This is a genomic window from uncultured Vagococcus sp., assembly GCF_963518325.1.
Classification (GTDB): domain Bacteria; phylum Bacillota; class Bacilli; order Lactobacillales; family Vagococcaceae; genus Vagococcus_D.
Genome location: NZ_CAUQJB010000023.1, coordinates 1 through 22460 on the forward strand (window position 1 = coordinate 1; position 22460 = coordinate 22460).

Below are 22460 nucleotides of genomic sequence, written 5' to 3' on the forward strand. Positions count from 1 at the left end.
AACACAAAAAAAGTGGGATAAAAGCAGATTAATCATCTACTTTTGTCCCACCCTCGTTTTTTTGTCGGAATCAACTAGTTTTTTTCTCTAGAAGGTATGTCATATCATTGGCCTCGTCATAAAAATCATAGGGCATAAGCTCACGACAATTGATGATTAAATGATAGCCATATTGATCACGTAACACCAAACGTTCAGTGGTTAGTTCTAACAATTCAGCAGGAAAAAGATGATCATCAATTTTGACAGATAAATCCGCAGAAATGTCTAAAGAATGTTGAACTTTATGATGTTGATCAATAAACCACCAAGAACCTTGGTAATGTTGCTGCAAGGTCAATTGATTAGCACTTTTTTTATTTTTTCTTAAGAGCAACGAACTGGCGACGCCAGCGACGACCGACAGGCCCAGAAAGACAGACCAGTGTTTTTTAGCCATAAAATCCCCACCTTTTTGTAAGCGATAGATACCCTGTAAACGACTAGTGACTCAACAAGAATCATGCCTAGGACGTCTCTATTACCTTTGTTCCCTTATCATACTCCATCTATAATCGTTTGACTATCCATCTTAGGGCCTACTTAAGGAAAATTTAGTGTATAATTAAAGAGATGATCTGTTTTATTTTAACTGACTAAGAAAAAGTCACAAGACAATTCTAAGAGAAACGGAATCAAAAAGTGTAAGGAGGTGTCTGATGATAGTAGAATACCCTAAAGTTGAGGTAGCTAAACTAATTGAACGTAAAAATCGATTTATTGCTCACTGTTATTTGCCAGAAAAAGGGGAGGTCGTGGTTCATGTTAAAAATACTGGACGTTGTCGCGAACTTTTTTACCCAGGTGTCGAAGTTGCTTTGAGTTATCAGGCCTCTGCCACGAGAAAAACGGACTATGATTTGATTGCAGTAAAAAAAGGGGCAAAGTGGATTAACATTGATAGCCAAGTGCCAAATCTCTTGACCTATGAAGGCATTAGAAATGGTCAAATCAGTTTACCTGGCTTAACCGGTGAGATTGCGACCATCAGAAGAGAAGTGACTTTTAATCACTCCCGATTTGATGTATATTTAGAGACAGATCAAGATGAAAAAGTCATCGTAGAAGTTAAAGGCCTGACCTTGGAAAATCAGCAAATTGGGGCTTTTCCAGATGCTCCAACCGAGCGCGGCTTGAAACACGTTCGTGAGCTAATTGAATTAGGGCAAGCAGGCTATCGCGTTTATCTATTATTCATCGTTCAAATGGCAGACACTCAGGTTGCCACCATTCACAACGAAATGCAGCCGGCATTAGCCACAACCATTGCTGAGGGCCAAAGAACGGGCTTGGAAGTTCTGGCTTATACATGCCAAGTCACACCCAATACGATTGAAATTAAAGAACCCATTCCTTTTGATTTAACGGCGCCCTTTATTAACCCAAACGATGACAGTGCGGCGACATAACTGTCACTTGCGACTAAGAAATACAATCAACCATATGGAGGTAATAACATGCTTAAATTAGGAATTATCGGGACAAACTGGATCACCAATCAATTTGTAGATGCGGCGATCGCCTCAAAGGACTATGAATTAACCGCCATCTATTCAAGAAACGAAGCATCTGCTTTAACCTTTGGTGCCCCTTATGGCGTGACCAAGGTTAAGACAGAGTTAAGTGAATTTGTCAGCTTGCCTGAGCTTGACGTGATTTACATTGCGTCACCTAATAGCTTGCATTTCCAACAAGCCAAACTGGCTATCGAACAGGGCAAACACGTGATAGTTGAAAAACCAGCCGTGTCCACCTCCGCCGAGTTGGCAGAAGTTGTCGCTCTAGCTAAAGAAAAAAACTGTTTTTACTTTGAAGCGGCCCGCAATATTCATGAAGCCAGTTTCAAAAAAGTCACAGAGATATTGCCGCAAGCCCAAGATATTATTGGCGCGAATTTTAGTTTTATGAAATATTCTTCCCGTTATGATTTAGTATTAGCAGGGGAAGAACCCAATATCTTTTCAACGGCCTTTTCAGGTGGCGCTTTGATGGATTTAGGCGTTTATGTGGTCTATGCAGCCGTCGCCTGGTTTGGTAAACCAGAAAGTGTCCACTACTTTGCCCGTAAAGTACCGACAGGCGTTGACGGCATTGGCACAATGGTTTTACGCTACGAAAATTTTGATGTCAATTTAATGACCGGGAAAATCGGCAATAGCTTCTTACCATCAGAAATCTACAGCTTGGACGAAACCATTGTCTTAAATGCAGTCAACAGTATTGAATCAATTAAGGTTTATGACCGCCATCAAGGGGCCTTCAAAGAGGTGGAAGCAGCTCCAGAAGAAGTGCCAATGATCGCGGAAGCACGTGATTTTGCAGCCGTAATCAATCATCCTACAGATGAAAGCTGGCAACACGCCTACCAAGAATGGTTAGCGATCGCTCAGGATGTGCACCTCATCATGGAAGAACTGCGCAAACAGGCAGATATTGTTTTTCCAGCCGACAACTAAGGAAGGAAAACGACAAGGTGGTTGGACATGTTGGCCAACCACCTTTAGCCTGTTGAAGACCATTGATATTAGACTAGAATAAATACCCCTTTTTGTGCTAAGATGCATATGATAGACGTAAAAAAATTGGAGATTAAACGATATGGAATTTGTTACGAACTTGCCACAACCATGGCAAACTTATTGGAATGAACTTGGCTATGAGGCACCTTCTGTGATTCAAGCTAAATGCTACGATGCCTTAATGGCTAAACAAAACTTAGTAGGGGTTTCACCGACAGGCTCTGGTAAAACAGTGGCGTATCTTTTGCCCCTATTGCAAAGGGTTAGAGCTGGTGAAGGCAATCAGTTACTGATTTTATTACCTTCTCAAGAACTAGCCGTCCAAGTGGCAACTGTTGCAAAAAACTGGGCTGACTTAGTTGGCATCAAAGTCCAATCACTGATTGGTGGAGCAAATGTAAAACGCCAAGTGGACAAGTTAAAAGAAAAGCCAGAAGTATTGGTGGGAACCCCTGGGCGAGTTCATGAATTGATTAAAACCAAGAAAGTCAAAGCCCACTTGTTACAAACAATTGTCTTGGATGAAGTTGATCAGCTAATCGAAGTTAGTGAATTAAACGCCACAAAACATATTTTAAAAGCTGTTAGTAACGACAGTCAGTTAGTCTGTGTCTCGGCCACGGCTGTTGATATCCAAGAACGATTGGAAAGCAAGTGGTCAGATGCCATGGTTGTTGTCGATGTGACAGCAGAAGATCAGTCGGCAGGCCAAGTCACTCATAACTTTATCCGTGTGGCTCCTCGGAAACGATTGGAAATGTTGAAAAAATTAGCCTTTGTCAATGGGTTTAAAGCGATTGTCTTCTTTAACGAATTACAGGAAATGGGATCAGTAGCCGATAAGTTGGCTTATCAAGGCGTTCCCAATGTGACCTTGGCTTCGGATCAAAATAAAATGGAACGCAAACTAGCTTTAAGTGCCTTTGCAGAAGGGAAGGTCTCCTTACTGCTAACCACTGATATTGCTGCTCGAGGCTTGGATTTTATCGCCTTACCATTTGTGTTGCATTATGATGTGCCATATTCAGTGGAAAGTTACACACATCGTTCAGGACGGACTGGGCGTATGGGCAAAGATGGAACTGTTCTAGCCTTTGCTGGTGAATACGAATTAAAAGATTTGAAAAAAGTGTCTAAAGGTCATGACCTGACAGAACTGGCGGTCCACAGTGCCAAATTAGTGCCAGCCACAGCAGTGGATAAAAAAGCTGACAAACCTAAGAAGGTTGAGCAAATTGAACAGGCGACCGCAAAATCCGTCGATTTAGGTATAAAAAGACCAGAAGTCAAAAAAGGCAAAGAACCACGTAAACATAAGAAAAAAGATCAAAAAAATAAAGGGGCTCGCAGAAAAACCAAACAAGAGCCCAGCTAGAATGGCACAATGAGTCTGTACGAGAAATGTTGGAGGGAAACGATGTCTAATAGAAAAGAGCAAATCATTCATTTGTTAAACGATCGTCCAGAAGGACTGACTGCCATGGAAGTAGCAGAAACCATGGATTTGGATCGAACAAATGTCAGCCGCTATTTAAACGATTTAGCAAAAGAAGGCCGTGTTAAGCGGTCTGATGGCCGACCGGTTATCTTTACAATAGCTAGCGCCTCGATGACCGAAGAAGCCTCCTTTGATGTAACCTTTGATAATTTAGTCGGAGCCAATGAGTCCTTAAAGGTGGTGATCCAGCAAGCCAAGGCGGCGATGCTGTATCCTCCTCGGGGACTGCATTCGATTGTTTTTGGGCAGACCGGAACAGGTAAATCCCTATTCGCAGAGTGTATGTATCGTTTTGCGATTACCTCTGGCACTCTCCCTCAGGATGCCCCCTTTATTTCCTTTAACTGTGCCGATTACGCTCAAAACCCCCAGTTGCTCTTTGGGCACATTTTCGGAGTGAAAAAAGGAGCGTATACGGGCGCCGATGAGGATCAAGAAGGCTTGATGGCGAAAGCCGATGGGGGGATTCTCTTTTTAGATGAGATCCACCGTTTGCCACCAGAAGGGCAAGAAATGCTCTTTACCTTTATCGATAAAGGCATTTACCGTCCATTAGGGGAAAGCAGCAAAACCCACAAGGCATCGGTTCAAATTATTGGGGCGACCACTGAATCGTCAGAAGGCTTTTTAAGCACCTTTAATCGACGAATTCCCATGTCGATTACCTTGCCACCTTTAACAGAGCGCACCATCGATGAGCGTTATGAAATTGTGACACTTTTTATTAAGCAAGAAGCCAATCGCCTAAATCAGCGGATCATCGTTGAACGAGATGCGATTCTGGCCTTTATGCTCTATCATGCAGAAGGCAATATCGGTCAAGTCAAGCGAGATTTAAAACTCGTATGTGCCAAGGCATTTTTACACTACCGCACCTATCAGGAAGAGTATTTGACAATCAATCAAAAGGAACTGCCACTACAAGTTCAAAAGGGCCTCTTAAAGATTAAAGAGTTGCCAGATCGTGTGGACCGCTTTATTGACAAAAGTAGCCAGTACCTAACCTTTGATCCCGGCACCAGTGAAGTGGTTTGGTCGCTGGATCCAGCCCGAGACATGGAAGTATACAATGCCATTGAAGAAAAAGTGTCCAATTTGTCGCCGAAAGAATTAAAAAATACCACCCTTGAAGCGTTAATTGCCACCGACGTCAGCAAGTATTTTGAGGCCTATGTGGACGAGTTATCTCGCAATGACATTCATCGGGAATTGATTGCAGACGATGTTTGGTATTTAACTGACCGCTTGTACGACATTGCCGAAGAACGATTAGGACGCAAGTACAATGAAAAGGCCCGCTTCACCTTTGCTCTACACCTCCAAGGTACCTTGGAGCGGATCAGGGAAGAAAGAAGCATCATTCATCCTAATCTGAACGAAATTCGCATCAACTACAAAAAAGAATTCCAAGTGGCCATTGATTTATCAGCCATCATCGAAGAAGAATACAATATTGAAATCCCCTTTGATGAAATTGGGTTTATTACCATGTTCTTATCACTGGATATTAGTGAACCGATTACCCGTCACGAAAGCAAGGTGACGGTGGTGGTGCTGATGCACGGGAAGTCAACAGCGTCCAGCATGTTAGAAGCGGTTCAAGAATTGCTGGGAACCGATACAGGTCAGGCCTTTAATATGCCTTTAACCATGGAAGTTCAGCACATGTATGAACAACTAAAAAACTTTGTTTTGGCCAACCGCCACGAGATGGCAAGTGGCATGTTGCTGTTGACCGATATGGGCTCATTGAATACCTTTGGTAATATGATTTATGAGGAAACTGGCATACGGACTAAGGCGATTTCCATGGGCAGCACCATGACGGTCTTGGAAGCCGTACGGATGGCCAGTATTGGTCGGACCTTGGAAGACATTTATCAAAACATTCAAATGTCCTTTGAAAGTATTATTCGCAATCAATTCCGTCCGCAGCGTGTGCTTGAAAAAGCGGTGATCGTCACCTGCTTTACGGGTGAAGGAGTAGCGGCCAAATTATATGAACGGATTTTGCCCGTGATTAATACGAAGGAAATTGAAATTATTCAAATGCAGTTTCTGGAGAAAGAAGCCTTTAAGAAACACATTGACGAATTGATGGAGACCTATGAAATTAAAGCGATTGTGGGAACGGTAGACGTTGAATATCAAAACATCCCCTTTTTCTCAGCCTTCGACATCTTTAATAATGAAAAATTAAACGTCTTTAAACGAATTGCCGCTGATGAAGTTCCTTTGGAGCAAATGGTAACTTCACTGGAAGGAACCATAAAAAGTGTTGAGTCTGTGGCGGACCTATTAGCCCTCCTCCAAAAAATCGTCCATCAGATACAAGCTGATATGCAAATTATTGTGGAACCAGGCATAGATGCTGGGGTCTTGATTCATTTGGCTTTCCTAGTTGAAGCCTTAAAAACAGGGCAGGAAGCTCGCAAGTTTAGTGATTTAGATAACTTTAAAGCTAAAAATCGAATTGAGATTACAGCAGTGCGCTCTAATCTGATGCAACTGGAGAAGTTGTACAACATTACACTGCCTGAAAGTGAAATTGCTTACTTAGCGCAGATGATGATTGAAAATCGGATAGATAAGAACTTTATTGATACACACTAACTTTAGTGTGTATGTCAATCAAAGGCCGTGTACAGTTTTAAATAGTCTGACAATTGATGGGAAAAGAGCCTAATAGCAGTGAGTTTAACCGTGCCGAAAAGTTGGCACGGTTTTTGCTTATATAAACGTGTAATCAAAAAATAACCTATAGGTTTGTTTGATAACTCAATCACTGACTTTCCACTGGCTGATGCAATCAATCAGAGAAAAAATGAGACGAGGATCAGACACCTATAAGAAAATGGAGTGTATATAGAATGGCTAAAAAAACAATTATGTTAGTATGTTCAGCAGGGATGAGTACAAGTCTATTAGTAACAAAAATGCAAAAAGCAGCAGAAGCTCAAGGAATCGAGGCAGATATCTTTGCCGTATCAGCATCAGATGCTGATTCAAACTTAGCGGATAAAAGCGTTGATGTGTTATTATTAGGCCCACAAGTCCGCTTCATGAAAGGTCAATTCGAACAAAAATTAGCGCCAATGGGGATTCCATTAGACGTGATTGACATGAAAGACTATGGCATGATGAATGGCGAAAATGTCTTAAAAGTTGCATTAAACTTAATCGGATAAACACTAATAACAATCGTAGAATGAGGAGTATTTAAAACAATGGATGAAGCAAATTTAGAATCAATCATGGGATTAATCGTCAACGCAGGTAATGCTAAAAGTGATGCAATGGAAGCTATTCAAGCAGCTAAAGCAGGAAACTTTGAAGAAGCAGCCGACAAAATCAAAAGTGCTGAGGCTTCATTAGTAGAAGCTCATCACTCACAAACGGGTTTGTTGACGAAAGAAGCTCAAGGTGAACATATGACAGTCACACTCTTGACGGTTCACAGTCAAGATCACTTAATGACGGCTATTGCCTTTACAGATTTGGCAAAAGAAATCATTGAATTGCACCAAAAAATCGCTGATTAATCAGTAATCTTAAAATATACAAGAAAGACGGTGACCTTCATCGTCTTTCTTTAATTTGTCAAAGTGTTTATTAATTAAGGTCGTTTCACGAACAAGAAGTTGCATGAGTTAATTACCACCAAACAGTGGCAATAATCTTGTGCGTTATCAGTCTTAAGTGTGTAAGTGTCAAAAAGACCTGAATTAACCCTGTCAAGACAGGTGAAATGAACAGTGTGTAACATTATAACGTTATGTGTAAAATTGTGAGTAATTGGTCTGTACCATTACAAAAGCTGTTATATCAATGATTCAACAGCTTTAAAAAGTTGGCACGATAATTGCTTATATAAAAGGTGTAACCAAACAAACAAGGAAAATTTCACAGACTATGGTTAGATCTGTAAGGTTCAGCAGTCGTTCCATAGAAGTGAGGTATCCATAAGAAAGAGGAGAATAACAGATGGCTAAAAAAACAATCATGTTAGTATGTTCTGCAGGAATGAGCACCAGTCTTTTAGTAACAAAAATGGAAAAAGCAGCTGAGGCACAAGGAATCGAAGCAGACATCTTTGCTGTATCAGCATCAGACGCTGATTCAAACTTAGCAGATAAAAATGTGGACGTCTTATTATTAGGCCCACAAGTTCGCTTTATGAAAGGCCAGTTCGAACAAAAACTAGCGCCAATGGGCATTCCATTAGACGTCATTGACATGAAAGACTATGGCATGATGAACGGTGAGAACGTCTTAAAAGTTGCACTAAACTTAATCGGGTAATCACCCACGACACTTGTTAGATAGGAGTATTTACAGATGGATGAAGCAAACTTAGAATCAATCATGGGATTAATCGTTAACGCAGGCAATGCTAAAAGTGACGCAATGGAGGCTATTCAGGCAGCTAAAGCAGGTAACTTTGAAGAGGCAGCAGCCAAAATTAAAAGTGCCGAAGCGTCATTAGTAGAAGCGCATCACTCACAAACGGGTTTGTTAACAAAAGAAGCACAAGGTGAGCACATGACCGTCACACTTTTGACTGTCCACAGTCAAGATCACTTGATGACAGCGATCGCTTTTACTGATTTAGCGAAAGAAATCATTGAGTTGCATCAAAAAATCGCTGATTAAGCGGCAATGGTTGAGGTTGTTTAACCATGGGGGAGAGGCGTTGTTAGAAACCGCGCCTTTGGTATAACATAATGAAGCAAGTTTTTTGAACGGAGCTTGCCATTAGTTTGGCTTTAAGAGGGAGACTTCTTTAGCATATATTTCAATTTATAGGAGGAAATGGAATGAATGCACTAACAGCATGGCTGGAACGGTATATACTGCCGATTGCAGCAAAAATTGGGGGACAGAAACACTTAGTTGCCTTGCGTGATGCCTTTATTGGTACTATGCCAGCAACAATGGCCGGCTCGATTGCGGTAATGATCAACGCTATTATTAGAGATCTACCAAAAGAATTTATTGACGGGTATGACGGAACAACGATTCCAGTCATCAAAGAAATTATTAGTATCAACGGTTTCGTCTGGAACGGAACCATTGCCATCGCTGGTTTAATCTTCGCTTTCTCATGGGGATATAACTTAGCTAAAGCTTACAACGTGAACGTTTTAGCCGGTGGTATCGTTTCACTAGCAGCACTTATTCAAGGAATTTCATTTGGACCAAGCAACTCTGCTGATTTAGGCATGAAAATACCTGAAAAAATTGCAACTGCCATCACTGGTTCAGAAATAGGCGCAACTGTGACACCAGACGGTCAACTAAGCGTTGGCTTATGGGGGTGGTTAAACCTTAATCACTTAAACGGAAATGCCTTCTTTACTGCCATGATTATTGGCGCAGTATCTGTTATTATCTTTGCTAAATTAATGCAAAAAAATGTGACAATCAAATTACCAGATTCAGTACCACCAGCAGTATCTAGTGCCTTTGCAGCGATTATCCCTGCAACAGTGGCGCTTTATGTTGTGGCAATCTTTAACTTTGGTTTTGGTGAATTAACAGGTCAACTATTTATTGACTGGATTCAAGAAACCATTGCTAAACCATTAATGGGCTTCACACAAGGGTTAGGCGCTATTTTAGTCATTCAATTAGCGATTCAAATTTTCTGGTTCTTCGGAATCCATGGTACTAACGTTATGGCTCCTGTCCTTGAAGGGATCTTCGGACAAGGGCAATTAATCAATATTGATATCTATCAAAAAGGGTATCAAGGATTAGAAGGCCGTGCAGCGGTATTAGAAGCCATCAAAGACGGCAAAGCATTTATGTGGGTACGTGGTTCATTTGATATCTTCTCAATGTTTGGTGGATCAGGTGGTACCATTACGCTAATTCTGGCAATCCTGCTATTCTCTAAACGGGCAGATTACTTAACAATTGGTAAATTGTCATTAGGACCTGGGATCTTTAACATTAACGAACCAATCATGTTTGGTTTGCCAATCGTCTTAAATGCGATTATGTTTATTCCATTCATCTTGGCACCAATCGTTGCAACAACTATTGGTTACTTAGCAACATCATGGGGCTGGGTCGCACCAGTTACACAGTCAGTGACATGGGTAGTTCCTCCAGGTTTACTAGCATTCTTAGCAACAGGAGCTGACTGGAGAGCGCCAATCGTCTCATTAGTCTGTATGGCAGCAACATTCATTATCTGGGTACCATTCGTTATCGCATCTAACAAGATGGATCCATCTTTAGGTGAAAACGAAAACTAGAGTGGTTTCAGCATGATGTAACGAGATAAAGAAATATGGTATAATTTAGAGGAGTTGCCGACGCTTCCTAGAGGTGGAAGCAGCTCCTTTTTATCAATAATTAATAGGAAGAGGGAACGAACAATGATCGAATTAAATGCACCAATTTCACAGGATAAAATGATAGAATTGTTAGATGGCGTGGAAAAAGATGGCGTCACGTTTACATACAAAGAAAAAAAAGGCATTAAACTTTATTTTGACGTCAATACTGAAGACGTTGACGGTGCGGCTCGCATTGCAAAAAACACGATTAAAGCAGAACCTTGGGGCTCAGTATTATACTTCCAAGCAAATGGCGTAAAATAGCAGACAACAGATTGGATGGATTAAGATGACTAAAGGTGGTTTGTTTTTATGTAGTATTGGCTTATTAATTATTCTGTATAGTGCCAATCAAAATACAGGACAATATAATGTGTTGAATATGGTAACAGGGATCGCCTTCTTGATTTCAGGCGGCATCGCCTATTCAACTGGCGCAAAAAAAGAAAAAGCTTTGAAAAATAAAAACGACAAGAAAAAGTAGCAGTGCTCTTTTTCTAGAGAGGTGAAGGAAATGCAGATTGTTAAAAAATTAGATGTGCCAGCAACGTTTTTATATGATAAAATCATCGACTCAGTGTTGTTCGACATCCGCAAGCAAACAGGAAAAAGCGTGACAAAAAAACAATTAAATAACTTTGAGTACGTGAAAGAATTCTCTAAAAACAGTAAGGCTAAAATCAAAATTGAGAAACATATTGAAAATCAATCTTATCATTTTAGAACTTCTACGACCCGCAATGATTATCTGGTCCAATATGATATTCAACCAATTGACGATCGAAGCTGTGAAGTGACCTATATGGAAGAGATGAAATCATTTGGTACAATGCAAAAATTAAACGACATGATTGTGGGAACCCTTTTAGGTTTCCTTAAGAAACGTCAATTTAAAAAGATGCTTGAGATGATTGAATCGTCTTACTAACCTTAAAATTGCCCCATTGAGGGCTTTTTTTGTGGGCAAAATTAGGAGTCTCTCAGTTAACTAGGTGTGAAAATTGATTTAGATGAAGAAAAAGCCATTTTGAAAACGAAACCTTAACTATTTCTTAATGTATCTTTTGTTAAAAAAGATTGTTTTATATTTCTTTAATGTAACAATTAGGTTACAGGGTTATAGAGAAATAATAATTGAGGAGTGAAAGTAATGAAAAAAATAGTTGTGTTAGGAATGTTCGTAGGCTTATTGTCACCGGTGGTAGCTAGGGCCGATGAGACGGAAGTGTCAACTAAAATGACAGAAAGTAGTTCAGCTGTCACCAGTAGTGAAAGTAGTTCCAGTCAACAAGGAACTACTGAATCAACCAGTACACTTATTTTAAGTGAGAAACTAGCTGAAGATAAAAAAGTTGAGGCCGCAAAGAAAGAGCCAGATGAAACTAAGGCAGAACCAACCTTAGTTGATTTAACTAAAATGGTTGTTGTATTTAAAAAAGGAGCACCTATAACGGAAGCTGAGTTTTATCAAGTAGCAAAAGAAGCTCCCGTGATGAAACAAGACGGGGTCAAGTCATTTACTTTTGTAGAAGGGCAAACCGTTTCGACTGCGACTATTGGAGAGTACCTAGATAGTGTGAAATTATTAGGCACAACGACTACTGGCGAAGTAAGAGTTTATGCTATGAGTTATATTGTTGAAAATAACATCGCCACCTTAACGCTTTCAAACATTAGCTATGATGAAAAATCAGGAGTTATTAACGGTAAAACGATACCAGGTGCTTATTTAACAATAACTGATGATTTAACAAAAGAAAGAATTAAGATGGATGGAACTGCTGATCAAAATGGCTATTTTGAGTTAAAAGGAACCTTTGAACCAGGTAGCATCTGGTACATTCAAGCAATTGATGCGAATGATCTCCATGGGAATTTTAGTGAGGTAGTGACCTTTGTTATTCCGACAAAGGAAAAGCCGACAGCCTCTTCTTCGTCTTCAGAAGAGAAAAAGAGTGCTACGCCTACAGGAAATTCTAAAAATAATTCCAAAAAATTGCCACAGACAGGGACAACCACTCACTCCTCATTGATCTTAATGGGTAGCGCATTGTTAGCATTAGTTGGATTCGGATTTATTAAAGTGAAAATGGCTAAGAACCATTAATTGAGATTAGAATGAATGATAAGATGAGTACGTGTGAAAGAGCGGCTCATCTTTTATTTGACATTATTAAAGTGAGACGTATAATAAAAGGGTAGCAAGATTATTTTGAGGTAAGCAAATCAATTATAAGACTGAGGTGTGCTTTTTGAGCATTGTGACAGTATCTATCTAGATTAATTTAATAGCCGATAAACCACTGTTTATTTGGCGTGTCTATAGATACTCATACATTCTCAAAATAATTCAAACACACTTGCCTAATGTAGTGATAGATGAATAAGAGTGATGAGCTGGGAGAAATTCTAGCTTTTTTGTGACCTTAGGATACATCTTTTGAGTTAAAGACAGGTACAATTAAATTAATTTAGGTAGTCCTTTCATCAAGAAATTAACGAAGGGATGGAATGGCTCGTAGTATTGATACTGCTAAGCCAAAAATAATGAAATTAATAAATATGATAAAAAAACAAACCAATTTAAAAGAATCAGCTGAGGTTATTAACCAGTTACTAGTTGAGGTATTTTTAACTAAAGGAATATCGACAAAAGAGCTTGCTAGTAAATTAAATCTGCCAATTCCCGTAGTCGCAGCTCTCTCAAAAGAGTGGATAAAGCTTGGCCTGATGATTAGTCAGGGGGGAAAGCAACTCTCAAGAAAAGGCCGCATCTATGTTGAGCAACAACTTGGCTGGTCAGGTGTTAATTTGAACTATTACATTAAATTAAGCCAGTTAAAAGTGGAGCGAGAACTACTTTGTCAAGAGTTGATAGCTGAATTATCAAGTGGTATTCAAAATCGACCAACAGTCACTGTCGAATACGATCAAGCCTTCGCTACCATCGAAACCAGTGTAGCAAGAGCCTGTTTATTGTTGGACAATCATCAACTTATAAATAAACAGATTTTATTTCTAGGTGATGACGATTTGACTTCTTTAGCAGTGGGGTTATTAATGAAAAAAATCAGCAAATCCACAACGCCACCAACCCCTATCATTGTTTATGACATGTCCCAAGAAATCATCCAGTGCCTGGAAGAGTCAGCAGTTAATTTGGACTTGAACATAATCTGCCATCAAATCGATTTTCGTGAAGGCCATCCAGATTTATTCTCAAATCAGTTCGATGTGGTATTTACGGATCCACCGTATACAATGTCTGGGCTTAAGCTGTTTTTGTCCAGAGCTATTGCAGGTAGTAAAGCGGATAACGGAAGAATTTATCTCTCCTTTGGGAAGAAAGAACCAGAGTTACAATTAGCCGTCCAACAATTAATTAGCAATCAAAATCTGATAATGAGTGATAGCAAAAAGAATTTTAATCAGTATCACGGCGCAGCTATTCTTGGGGGTAAAAGTGACTTATATACCCTTAAAACAACGCCTGCCACTTATCCAATAATTTCTGCTGAAAGTCCTTATGACCAATTGATTTACACTGGAGAATTGAAAGCCAAAGCATCGGTGTACCAATGTGACAGTTGTCTTGAACATTATCAGATGAAAGAGCAGCCAACAATTTTGACGATTGAAAAGTTGAAAAACAGTGGATGTTATAAGTGTGGAAATAATAAGTTTACAAGACTGACGCCTAAAATAGTTAATTTTCCAAAAAATAACCAAAGTTTAGGTAATCATTACTTACTGGAGTTAAACAATTGTCCTAGTAGCCTTTTATCGTCTGTTAGCGACGTTGAAGAGGTAATGTTGAAGATTGTCCAAGACTGCCATTTAACTGCCGTTAACCACTGTTTTCATCAGTTTCAACCCTATGGTGTCAGTGGGGTGGTGATTTTGGCTGAATCACACTTCACCATTCATACCTGGCCAGAACTCAATTATGCAGCGGTGGATTTGTTTGTTTGTCAGGAATTGGAATCTGAGACTGAGTTTGTGAAGATGTTAGGGCGAATGTTTGAGGCAAGCGAGTTGGAATATCAGAAGTTTGAAAGAGGTAATTTTTTTTGATAGCGGATTTCTATATGAGTTAATATGTTTTTTTAAATTAAAGTGGGAAAAATTTATTTAAGTTTAAATCTACTTAACAAGAAAATGCTAGATGGAAATTGAAAATTCTCGAAATATATCCTTATACTATATTTTAGTTATCTCAACTACACCAAGACATACAATTGGTGTGGTTGTTTAATTTGAATTAGAGTATTGCTTAGTGTCAGTTAATCGTAAATTTAGATAACCAAAGTATTGCTAAAAAAGGTAGCGAAGCTTAATATTGTTTAAGTATATCTAGACATTTACTCACTTTCATGAGAAAATAGTTCATGTTATGTTCCTGTAGCTCAGTCGGATAGAGCGATTGCCTCCTAAGCGATAGGCCGCTGGTTCGAATCCAGTCAGGAACATCAAGAGTCTGAGATAAACTCTTAAATAAGTTAAATACCGCCAAATCAGGGAAAAATATATCCCTGATTTGGCGGTATTACTATTTCTTTATTCTGATTACTAAGCCCAGTCACCATTTCTAAACAACGGAACACGAGTTCCATCAGCACGAATGCCATCAATGTCCATCTTATCAGAGCCGATCATAAAGTCCACATGAGTGGTACTTAAATTCAATCCGGCTTCTTCTAACTCCTCTTGAGACATCTCAGTCCCACCTTTTAAACTAAAAGCATAAGCAGATCCTAATGCCAAGTGATTTGAGGCATTTTCGTCAAACAAGGTGTTATAGAAAGTAATACCTGATTGAGAAATAGGAGAAGGATCTGGTACTAAAGCGACCTCACCTAAACTCTTGGCACCTTCATCGGTTTCCAATAATTTTTTCAACACATCTTCACCTTGCTCAGCAGTAAGGTCTACCACCTTGCCATCTTTAAAGGTAAAGTGCATGCCTGTAATCGTTGTACCAGCATAACTCAAAGGCTTAGTACTTGAGACTGTGCCATCGATACGACGTCTGTCGGGTGCGGTGAAGACCTCTTCAGTTGGCATGTTCGCCATAAACTTCTCACCGCGAGAATTATAGCTACCAGCACCTTCCCACAAGTGGTTGTGAGGTAGCCCGATGATTAAATCAGTTCCAGGGGCAGTGTAGTGCAAGGCGTCGAACTGTTCTGCGTTTAATTCCTCGGCTTTAGAATTTAACGTTTTATCATGTGCTTCCCAAGCAGCGACAGGATCTTCACTGTAAATACGAGTAGTCTTAAAGATTTCATCCCAAAGAGCGTCCAGTTGAGCTTCCGCTGAATCCAGCTCAGGAAATACTTTTGCTGCCCAGGCAGCACCAGCTGCCGCTACCACGGTCCAGCTCATTTTATTGGCTTGACTAGCCTGACGTAAATTAGACAAGGCTTTACCACTTGCAGATTGGAAAGCTGCTACGCGATTGGAATCAGTGCCAGCTAAGGCGTCAGGATCTTGAGAGACAACGCTGATGCGACTTGCTCTTTTTTCAACCCAAGAATCAGCTTCATCAATTTTATATTGAGGAATGGTTGACATTAGCTCGTCATCGGCATGTAAAAAGAATTCTTTTTGTACGACGTCATCTTTCCATTGGACGCTGACATTAGCAGCCCCCAGCTGATAAGCTTCCTTTACAATTAAACGAGCTAATTCAGCTTGTTCCACATCAATTTGAAGGACAACGGTGTGTCCCTTTTGTACATTGACACCTGTTGCTGCAATTAATTTGGCGTATTTTTGTAAATTTTCGTTGAAATTTGGTAATGTCATCTATCTTCCTCCTAAATTAAATTCTTTTATAGTGATGGCACAAGTAATGGTTAAAACCATGAGAAAAGCTGCTAAAAATCAGCTGAAAAAGCCTGTCTCATATGGAATTGGCCAACATACATATGATAACATAAAGGGCAAATAGGAACAATTTATCCAATGCACATCTTTCAGCTGTTACAGTTAAGGTTCTATTTCGATAAATTAACAGGCGGCGTTTTCAGTTCCTAAAAATAACAAGATATTATAACTGTCTTTTTTTATTGTACGATTCATGATACAATAAAAACAGATAAAGTGAACAGTGATTTTTGAGGGGATTGGCAGAAAATACACTTAGAAGAAATTGAGTGATGTGAGCGATAGTTAATGTAAAAGAGAGGCAGGAAGAAAAATGGCTAGAAGAAAAACGATTACCAAGGATCAGATCTTAACCGCGGCATATGACATTGTGGCAACAGAAGGCTTTTCACGATTCACGGCACGAAACATTGCCAGTAAAATGAAGTGCTCGACCCAACCGATATATTTGGAGTTCAAAAACATGGATGATTTGAAAGAAGAGCTGTTTGAGAAAATTGAAATTTATTTAAGAGACGTCGTGTTTGCTCGAGTTGTCACAGGTGACCCTTTACTAGATATGAACTTAAACTACGTCCGTTTTGCGACAGATGAGAAAGTTCTTTATCGTTCACTCTATTTGGAAGGACATTCTGGAGAAGACATGCTGAATCAATTCAGCCATGATTTGTTTATGGAGAACATTAACAAGGACCCTGAACTGAGCTTATTGGACGAGGAAATGAAAACTGCTATCTTTTCAGGTACATGGATTGTGGCGACAGGTATAGCTTCATTGAAATCAGGGGGCCTGATTAATCCGACGGATGATAATATCAAAGCGTTGCTTAATGATGTGATTACCAGTGTTATAAAAAATGAAAAAAATCAAATCTTAACAAAACCCGTTAAGGGAAAATAGCATAAAAACAACCCGTTATGGCATCCATAACGGGTTGTTTTTATGCTTTAGTTGCGATAATCTTTGCGAATTCTTCTAGTTTTACAATATCTTCTTCTTCAGCAGCCAGATCAACTTTGACGCAATCAGCACCTTTAGTGGCACCAGCTTTCACAAAAGCTGCCTCAAAATCATCGACAGATTTACAGAAAAACTCATAGAATGTATCCCCAGATCCAACTACGCCGAAAATCTTACCAGATAAGTCCAATTCCTGTAACTCTTCATAAAAATCAACAATATCGTCAGGTAATTCCCCATCATCGTAAGTGTAAGTTGCCACAATACAGATATCTGCTTCTAAGAAATCTGCTGCATCAACTTGCGTACACTCTTCTTGTTCAACTTCTAACTCTAAATTCTCTAACGCCTCAGCCACAATATCAGCGATTTCTTCAGTATTACCAGTTAAACTAGCATACACAATTTTAGCGAGAGCCATATCTATCACCCTTTCAATCAGTCTACTGCTAAATTATACCAGAATCGGCTATAAATGAAAGTATCTCTTACCTAAATGTCAAAATTTATTTTGTGAAATAATCGATTTCCATACCTTAGAGTGAAACAGAGATATTTGGCGGATTTGGCTCAATATGATAGAATGTAACTTGCTAACAACTTCTTTTTCAAGAAGTTGTCCATCAGGATTAATCGAAGCATATAGAAAGAGGAGAGCCCCTATGCTTATGACTTTAGTCATTAGCGATAGTGGACATCGGACCCTAATAGAAAGAGGAGAGCATTAAATGATTACACTTAAATCAGCAAGAGAAATAGAAATGATGGAGGAGTCAGGTGCTTTATTAGCCCGTGTCCATCATGCCTTAAGAGACTTTATCAAACCTGGTATCACCAGTTGGGATGTAGAAGAATTCGTTCATGACTTCATTAAAAAAAATGGTGGAGTTGCTGCCCAAATTGGGTTTGAAGGATATAAATATGCCACTTGCTGCAGTATCAATGATGAGATTTGCCATGGTTTCCCTCGTAAAGAAAAACTAAAAGATGGTGATTTAATCAAGGTGGACATGTGTATCGACTTAAATGGCGCCATGTCAGATTCCTGTTGGTCATACGTTGTAGGCCAATCAACACCGGAAATTGATAAATTGATGGACGTGACTAAAAAAGCCTTGTATATCGGCATTGAACAAGCCCAAGTTGGCAATCGCATTGGTGATATCGGTCATGCCATTCAAACTTATGTAGAAGGGGAGAACCTAAGTGTGGTCCGAGACTTTATCGGTCATGGCATTGGACCAACGATACATGAAGCGCCAGCGATTCCGCATTATGGTGAAGCAGGAAAAGGGCTGCGCTTAAAAGAAGGCATGGTAATCACCATTGAACCCATGGTTAACACTGGCACATGGCGCATGAAGATGGATGACAATAACTGGACGGCCCGTACTTTGGACGGAGGCTTAAGCTGTCAATATGAGCATACCTTAGCCATTACCAAAGAAGGACCAAAGATTTTAACCTCACAAGGGGATCAATAAACGCGATATGAAATAAAAGAGCTACTTTACACGTAAAGTAGCTCTTTGACTGGGGGAAAGCGATGGAGCCACTAGAGAAAATCAAAAATGACAAACTAAAAAAGTTTATACAGACTGTTATGGGACGAGTGTCTGGGGCTGAAATCGGTCCTTCTTCATCGACAATCGCCTACTACTTGTTGCTATCCATTTTTCCGCTGATCATTGCTGTAGGAAACATTCTGCCTTTTTTACAGATCAATCCGGAAACCGTCTTACCCTATATTGAAACCATGTTGCCGGCAAGTATTTATGAGATGTTGGAAGGTACCATTCGTTCGCTCTTAGAGAACTCCAATGGAGGCTTGTTGTCTATTTCTGCTGTAGCCACTCTCTGGGCCGCTAGCAAGAGTATTAACGCCTTACAGAACGCCTTGAATAAAGTCTATGGTGTAAAAAATCGGGTTAATGCCTTATTGACTCGCTTATTCAGTTTTGTGGCGATATTCCTCTTTTTAATGGCAGTGATGATTTTGGCTATCTTATTCACACTGGGACAATCAATTCTAGATTATATTTTACCGATTTTGAATTTGCCTAACAGCATTGCTGGAGTCTTTGGCACCTTGAAATGGCCAGTGACGATGATTTCGCTCTTTCTAGTCATGAGCATTATCTATTACTTTTTACCAAATGCTAAAGTTCGAATTCGCTCGATTTTACCTGGCGCAGCTTTTTCAACGATTGGTTGGATGGCCTTAACCCAATTTTTCGGACTGTATACTAAATATTTCTCCAAAGGTTTTTCCAGTTATGGCTTGATCGGTGGATTTATCGTCTTTATGTTGTGGCTTAATTTTGCTGCCACAGTCATCATTATTGGTGGCGTGATTAATGCGGTTATCGAAGAGTACTTTAATGGTGAAATCCAAATGAAACAACGCCGGATACCAAAGAGGTTAACCCAATTGATTCATCAAAAAGAGGATACACATTATCCAAAAAAATAGAATGAAATTAAGAAGCGGCTACTTTCCATCTGAATAGGAAGTAGCCGCTTTTTAAAGAATTATTCAAATGGATTTAATCATCGTCATTATTGGATGACCTTGTGATATCTTCGTTATTTTTCTTTTTTCCAAACCAACGGCCGAATAAGTTGAGCATAAATTGTTTTTTTGGACCAACTAAGCCGATTAATTCAACGAATAATTCGATACCGAATAGTAATAAAATTACTAACAATAATCCGCCAAGCGTACCAGCATAAGTAATTAAAATAGCTGTAAATGAAAAGAGCATAGCTAAACCATAAATTGTTAAAACGGCTCCACGATGGGTAAAGCCGAGGGATAATAAACGATGGTGAAGATGCATCTTATCGGCGGATGAAATTTTTTGTTTATTGATATACCGTCTAATAATAGCGAAAACAGTGTCAGTGATTGGTACACCGAGAATGACCAACGGAGTAATCAGAGAAACAATTGTGACATTTTTTAAATCTTGTAACGACATGATGGCGATCATAAACCCTAAGAATAAGGCTCCAGTATCACCTAAAAAAATTTTAGCAGGTTGAAAATTATATGGAAAGAAACCAGCGATACTAGCAATTAAAATAAAAATAGTCAGTGTTACATGGAAGTTAGAACTTGGAATAAAGAAATTCGCAATAATTCCCATAGTCGTTAAAGCGATAAGGGATACGCCAGAAGCCAAGCCATCCAGACCGTCAATTAAATTCACCGCATTGGTGAGAGCTAAAATCCAAAGCAGTGTTGCTGGAAAGCTAAGGACGCCTAGTTGAATGTTTCCAAAAAAAGGAAGTGTGAAAGATTCCATACTTATATCAGCAAAAAAATAAGCAATGCAAGCAGCTATTATGATTCCAATTAACTTTCCTTTTGGCGATAATTCTTTTGTATCATCAATTATCCCTGTAATGATAATGACAGATGCTGCAATAATAATCGGTATAATGTAATCATTTGGAATGAAATTATTAAAAATGAAGAGGGATGATATAACAAATGAGAGAAAAATAGCTAGGCCACCAATAGTGGGCATAACAGTTGTATTAATACGTCTAGCGTCAGGTTTGTCTGTAGCGCCAATTTTGAAGGCAAAGAGCCTAACAATTGGTGTGATTGCTAGCGATAAAAAGAATGTCACAAAGAGTTTGATAATAATACCTAATACAGGATTCATAAATTTAGCCCTACTTTCAATTGGGTCGATGTCATCATTATACAAATTGTTGAGCCAAAATACAATCAAATTGAGAGTCCTTTGAGAAAGGCACTGAATATTTAAGCGACTTGATTGTTTAAATTATTGTTAAAGGGTATGGTCTTTTGTTATAATATGTAGTAAAATAAATAAGATTTTTACATATAGAATTTGTGTAGATATAGATAGAAGCCAATCTGTGTTTCGTGAATGCGAAAGGAAGCAAATTAAGAATGAGCAAGAAAAAAACGAGATATAAAAAAGATAGAGAGAGCAAAAAAGATAAAGATGGCTTGGGTAGTCGAACGAGTCGTAATAAAAGAAGTATTTGGCCAAATGCATTTAAAATTTCATTAATCATTTTACTAGTTGGTGTGTTGGCAGCAGTTGCTTATGGTGCAAAATTGCTGACACAAGCAGAGGATCTGATGGAACAAACATATAAGCCTCGTAAAAGTGGAACAGATAGCAACGAAACCGTTGAGCCGAATAAAACTCCTTTTTCGATTTTAGTTATGGGAGTGGATGATAATGACGAACGGGCTTTAGGGTCTAATCGCACTGACACAATGATTGTAGTAACTATGAATCCTGAAAAAGGCAAAGTCAGCATGGTGAGTATTCCTAGGGATACCTTTACTTACATTGACTCTAAAGACTTTGTTGGATATACCAAAATTAATGCTGCTTATACTTATGACAAAGAGGATGGGGCGATCAATGCGGTAGAAACTTTACTGGATATTCCAATCGATTTTTATGTGACTGTTGATTTTCAAGCATTTGAGAAAATTGTAGATGCCCTTGGCGGAGTAAAAGTGGATGTGCCAGTTGCAATCAGTGAAGCCAATGCTCAATTAACTAAAATGGTGGAACTTGATCCTGGTGAGCAAACACTTACAGGAGAAGAAGCTTTAGCTTTTGCAAGAACAAGAAAAATAGATAATGACATTAAACGTGGCGAAAGACAGCAAATGGTAGTTCAGGCAGTTTTGAAAAAGGCGATGGCTGTCGGTTCCATTGGCAAGTATTCTGATGTCATGAATTCGCTGACTAATCACCTTTGGACTGATATGAACAGAGACACCATGATGAAAGTTGCTCAATCTGGTTTAACCAATGATTTTTCTTTCGAATCTTTTACTTTTTCTTGGATGAGCTTTACCTATTCCTATACAGGAGAAAGTATGGTAGGACTTCACGAAGATAGTTTGGAATACATAAAACATAAACTACTAGTATCACTTGGGAAAGAAGATGAAGATTACCGTGATGAAAAAGGCTTTGTATTTGAAAGTGACGGAGTGGTAAGTGATGAAACCTATCCACCATATGGCGACGGCGCAATCGATGATTAGCTGAGCGAGCTTAAAAAAAATAGTGTTTTAAAGATTGGCATAAAAGTGAGGGGAGCTTATTCTTAGATAGGTGCCCGTCACTTTTTTGAACGTTGTATATTTTTTAAGATTTACTAAAAAAATTGAATTAAGTGTGGGTTAACGGTATAGTGAA

General features: G+C 39.2%; 22 protein-coding genes and 1 tRNA gene. 19 read left to right on the forward strand and 4 right to left on the reverse strand.

Features of this window, described 5'->3' with window-relative positions; all coding sequences use genetic code 11:
* Positions 1-70: 70 nt before the first annotated feature.
* Positions 71-439 (reverse strand): DUF4828 domain-containing protein, encoded by a 369-nt coding sequence (locus RWN13_RS16260; RefSeq protein ID WP_314065747.1) that lies wholly within the window; start codon positions 437-439, stop codon positions 71-73.
* Between the two features lie 259 nt (positions 440-698).
* On the opposite strand from RWN13_RS16260, the gene sfsA reads away from it, so the two are divergent.
* The 15 genes from sfsA (at position 699) to RWN13_RS16335 (ending at position 14872) form a co-directional block, all read left to right on the forward strand.
* Positions 699-1448 carry a DNA/RNA nuclease SfsA gene (gene sfsA, locus RWN13_RS16265; RefSeq protein ID WP_314065749.1) on the forward strand — a complete coding sequence of 250 codons (750 nt, stop codon included), beginning with the start codon at positions 699-701 and terminating at the stop codon, positions 1446-1448.
* Between the two features lie 48 nt (positions 1449-1496).
* The gene (locus RWN13_RS16270; RefSeq protein ID WP_314065750.1) at positions 1497-2495 is read left to right on the forward strand and encodes a Gfo/Idh/MocA family oxidoreductase; all 999 of its coding nucleotides are present in this window, start codon (positions 1497-1499) and stop codon (positions 2493-2495) included.
* A gap of 142 nt (positions 2496-2637) precedes the next feature.
* Entirely contained in the window at positions 2638-3933 is a 1296-nt protein-coding gene (locus RWN13_RS16275) for a DEAD/DEAH box helicase (RefSeq protein WP_314065753.1), read from the forward strand.
* Positions 3934-3975: 42 nt separating this feature from the next.
* The gene (locus tag RWN13_RS16280; protein ID WP_314065756.1) at positions 3976-6669 is read left to right on the forward strand and encodes a sigma 54-interacting transcriptional regulator; all 2694 of its coding nucleotides are present in this window, start codon (positions 3976-3978) and stop codon (positions 6667-6669) included.
* 257 nt (positions 6670-6926) lie between these two features.
* Complete coding sequence (locus RWN13_RS16285; protein WP_314065758.1) at positions 6927-7244, forward strand: PTS sugar transporter subunit IIB; 318 nt, start codon at positions 6927-6929, stop codon at positions 7242-7244.
* 39 nt (positions 7245-7283) lie between these two features.
* Positions 7284-7598 (forward strand): PTS lactose/cellobiose transporter subunit IIA, encoded by a 315-nt coding sequence (locus RWN13_RS16290; protein WP_314065759.1) that lies wholly within the window; start codon positions 7284-7286, stop codon positions 7596-7598.
* 442 nt (positions 7599-8040) lie between these two features.
* Entirely contained in the window at positions 8041-8358 is a 318-nt protein-coding gene (locus tag RWN13_RS16295) for a PTS sugar transporter subunit IIB (RefSeq protein ID WP_314065761.1), read from the forward strand.
* A 36-nt stretch (positions 8359-8394) separates the two neighbouring features.
* On the forward strand, positions 8395-8709 hold the full coding sequence (locus RWN13_RS16300) for a PTS lactose/cellobiose transporter subunit IIA (RefSeq protein ID WP_314065763.1): 315 nt from the start codon (positions 8395-8397) through the stop codon (positions 8707-8709).
* A 164-nt stretch (positions 8710-8873) separates the two neighbouring features.
* Positions 8874-10319 (forward strand): PTS sugar transporter subunit IIC, encoded by a 1446-nt coding sequence (locus RWN13_RS16305; protein WP_314065765.1) that lies wholly within the window; start codon positions 8874-8876, stop codon positions 10317-10319.
* 123 nt (positions 10320-10442) lie between these two features.
* Positions 10443-10667 (forward strand): hypothetical protein, encoded by a 225-nt coding sequence (locus RWN13_RS16310; RefSeq protein ID WP_314065767.1) that lies wholly within the window; start codon positions 10443-10445, stop codon positions 10665-10667.
* A 25-nt stretch (positions 10668-10692) separates the two neighbouring features.
* On the forward strand, positions 10693-10887 hold the full coding sequence (locus RWN13_RS16315; protein ID WP_314065769.1) for a DUF3188 domain-containing protein: 195 nt from the start codon (positions 10693-10695) through the stop codon (positions 10885-10887).
* A gap of 30 nt (positions 10888-10917) precedes the next feature.
* Positions 10918-11331: a DUF3284 domain-containing protein gene (locus RWN13_RS16320; protein ID WP_314065771.1), complete on the forward strand. Its 414-nt coding sequence runs from the start codon at positions 10918-10920 to the stop codon at positions 11329-11331.
* A gap of 222 nt (positions 11332-11553) precedes the next feature.
* A complete protein-coding gene (locus RWN13_RS16325) occupies positions 11554-12510 on the forward strand; it encodes an LPXTG cell wall anchor domain-containing protein (RefSeq protein WP_314065773.1) in 957 nt (318 codons plus the stop codon).
* 404 nt (positions 12511-12914) lie between these two features.
* Positions 12915-14477, forward strand: a complete 1563-nt coding sequence (speD, locus tag RWN13_RS16330; protein WP_314065775.1) for an adenosylmethionine decarboxylase — start codon at positions 12915-12917, stop codon at positions 14475-14477.
* 321 nt (positions 14478-14798) lie between these two features.
* A tRNA-Arg gene (locus RWN13_RS16335) sits at positions 14799-14872 on the forward strand.
* A 100-nt stretch (positions 14873-14972) separates the two neighbouring features.
* On the opposite strand, the gene RWN13_RS16340 is transcribed toward RWN13_RS16335, so the two are convergent.
* Positions 14973-16211, reverse strand: coding sequence for an aminopeptidase (locus RWN13_RS16340; RefSeq protein ID WP_314065777.1), 1239 nt, complete (start codon positions 16209-16211; stop codon positions 14973-14975).
* 394 nt (positions 16212-16605) lie between these two features.
* Here RWN13_RS16340 and RWN13_RS16345 point away from each other — a divergent pair, with 394 nt between their 5' ends.
* A complete protein-coding gene (locus RWN13_RS16345; protein WP_314065779.1) occupies positions 16606-17193 on the forward strand; it encodes a TetR/AcrR family transcriptional regulator in 588 nt (195 codons plus the stop codon).
* Positions 17194-17233: 40 nt separating this feature from the next.
* Here the strand turns inward: RWN13_RS16345 and RWN13_RS16350 are convergent, their stop codons facing one another.
* Positions 17234-17674 carry a flavodoxin gene (locus RWN13_RS16350; protein ID WP_314065781.1) on the reverse strand — a complete coding sequence of 147 codons (441 nt, stop codon included), beginning with the start codon at positions 17672-17674 and terminating at the stop codon, positions 17234-17236.
* Between the two features lie 307 nt (positions 17675-17981).
* Here RWN13_RS16350 and map point away from each other — a divergent pair, with 307 nt between their 5' ends.
* Both map and RWN13_RS16360 read left to right on the forward strand, forming a co-directional pair.
* Complete coding sequence (gene map, locus RWN13_RS16355; protein WP_314065783.1) at positions 17982-18737, forward strand: type I methionyl aminopeptidase; 756 nt, start codon at positions 17982-17984, stop codon at positions 18735-18737.
* A gap of 62 nt (positions 18738-18799) precedes the next feature.
* Positions 18800-19726: a YihY/virulence factor BrkB family protein gene (locus RWN13_RS16360; protein WP_314065785.1), complete on the forward strand. Its 927-nt coding sequence runs from the start codon at positions 18800-18802 to the stop codon at positions 19724-19726.
* A 73-nt stretch (positions 19727-19799) separates the two neighbouring features.
* Here the strand turns inward: RWN13_RS16360 and RWN13_RS16365 are convergent, their stop codons facing one another.
* Positions 19800-20927 (reverse strand): MraY family glycosyltransferase, encoded by a 1128-nt coding sequence (locus RWN13_RS16365; protein WP_314065788.1) that lies wholly within the window; start codon positions 20925-20927, stop codon positions 19800-19802.
* Between the two features lie 254 nt (positions 20928-21181).
* Here RWN13_RS16365 and RWN13_RS16370 point away from each other — a divergent pair, with 254 nt between their 5' ends.
* Positions 21182-22306 (forward strand): LCP family protein, encoded by a 1125-nt coding sequence (locus RWN13_RS16370; RefSeq protein ID WP_314065789.1) that lies wholly within the window; start codon positions 21182-21184, stop codon positions 22304-22306.
* Positions 22307-22460 lie beyond the last annotated feature (154 nt).

What these genes read in the sequence shown, in the direction of transcription:
- RWN13_RS16260 (WP_314065747.1), bottom strand. Translation starts at nt 439, where the DNA reads ATGGCTAAAAAACACTGGTCTGTCTTTCTGGGCCTGTCGGTCGTCGCT.
- sfsA (WP_314065749.1), top strand. Translation starts at nt 699, where the DNA reads ATGATAGTAGAATACCCTAAAGTTGAGGTAGCTAAACTAATTGAACGT.
- RWN13_RS16270 (WP_314065750.1), top strand. Translation starts at nt 1,497, where the DNA reads ATGCTTAAATTAGGAATTATCGGGACAAACTGGATCACCAATCAATTT.
- RWN13_RS16275 (WP_314065753.1), top strand. Translation starts at nt 2,638, where the DNA reads ATGGAATTTGTTACGAACTTGCCACAACCATGGCAAACTTATTGGAAT.
- RWN13_RS16280 (WP_314065756.1), top strand. Translation starts at nt 3,976, where the DNA reads ATGTCTAATAGAAAAGAGCAAATCATTCATTTGTTAAACGATCGTCCA.
- RWN13_RS16285 (WP_314065758.1), top strand. Translation starts at nt 6,927, where the DNA reads ATGGCTAAAAAAACAATTATGTTAGTATGTTCAGCAGGGATGAGTACA.
- RWN13_RS16290 (WP_314065759.1), top strand. Translation starts at nt 7,284, where the DNA reads ATGGATGAAGCAAATTTAGAATCAATCATGGGATTAATCGTCAACGCA.
- RWN13_RS16295 (WP_314065761.1), top strand. Translation starts at nt 8,041, where the DNA reads ATGGCTAAAAAAACAATCATGTTAGTATGTTCTGCAGGAATGAGCACC.
- RWN13_RS16300 (WP_314065763.1), top strand. Translation starts at nt 8,395, where the DNA reads ATGGATGAAGCAAACTTAGAATCAATCATGGGATTAATCGTTAACGCA.
- RWN13_RS16305 (WP_314065765.1), top strand. Translation starts at nt 8,874, where the DNA reads ATGAATGCACTAACAGCATGGCTGGAACGGTATATACTGCCGATTGCA.
- RWN13_RS16310 (WP_314065767.1), top strand. Translation starts at nt 10,443, where the DNA reads ATGATCGAATTAAATGCACCAATTTCACAGGATAAAATGATAGAATTG.
- RWN13_RS16315 (WP_314065769.1), top strand. Translation starts at nt 10,693, where the DNA reads ATGACTAAAGGTGGTTTGTTTTTATGTAGTATTGGCTTATTAATTATT.
- RWN13_RS16320 (WP_314065771.1), top strand. Translation starts at nt 10,918, where the DNA reads ATGCAGATTGTTAAAAAATTAGATGTGCCAGCAACGTTTTTATATGAT.
- RWN13_RS16325 (WP_314065773.1), top strand. Translation starts at nt 11,554, where the DNA reads ATGAAAAAAATAGTTGTGTTAGGAATGTTCGTAGGCTTATTGTCACCG.
- speD (WP_314065775.1), top strand. Translation starts at nt 12,915, where the DNA reads ATGGCTCGTAGTATTGATACTGCTAAGCCAAAAATAATGAAATTAATA.
- RWN13_RS16340 (WP_314065777.1), bottom strand. Translation starts at nt 16,211, where the DNA reads ATGACATTACCAAATTTCAACGAAAATTTACAAAAATACGCCAAATTA.
- RWN13_RS16345 (WP_314065779.1), top strand. Translation starts at nt 16,606, where the DNA reads ATGGCTAGAAGAAAAACGATTACCAAGGATCAGATCTTAACCGCGGCA.
- RWN13_RS16350 (WP_314065781.1), bottom strand. Translation starts at nt 17,674, where the DNA reads ATGGCTCTCGCTAAAATTGTGTATGCTAGTTTAACTGGTAATACTGAA.
- map (WP_314065783.1), top strand. Translation starts at nt 17,982, where the DNA reads ATGATTACACTTAAATCAGCAAGAGAAATAGAAATGATGGAGGAGTCA.
- RWN13_RS16360 (WP_314065785.1), top strand. Translation starts at nt 18,800, where the DNA reads ATGGAGCCACTAGAGAAAATCAAAAATGACAAACTAAAAAAGTTTATA.
- RWN13_RS16365 (WP_314065788.1), bottom strand. Translation starts at nt 20,927, where the DNA reads ATGAATCCTGTATTAGGTATTATTATCAAACTCTTTGTGACATTCTTT.
- RWN13_RS16370 (WP_314065789.1), top strand. Translation starts at nt 21,182, where the DNA reads ATGAGCAAGAAAAAAACGAGATATAAAAAAGATAGAGAGAGCAAAAAA.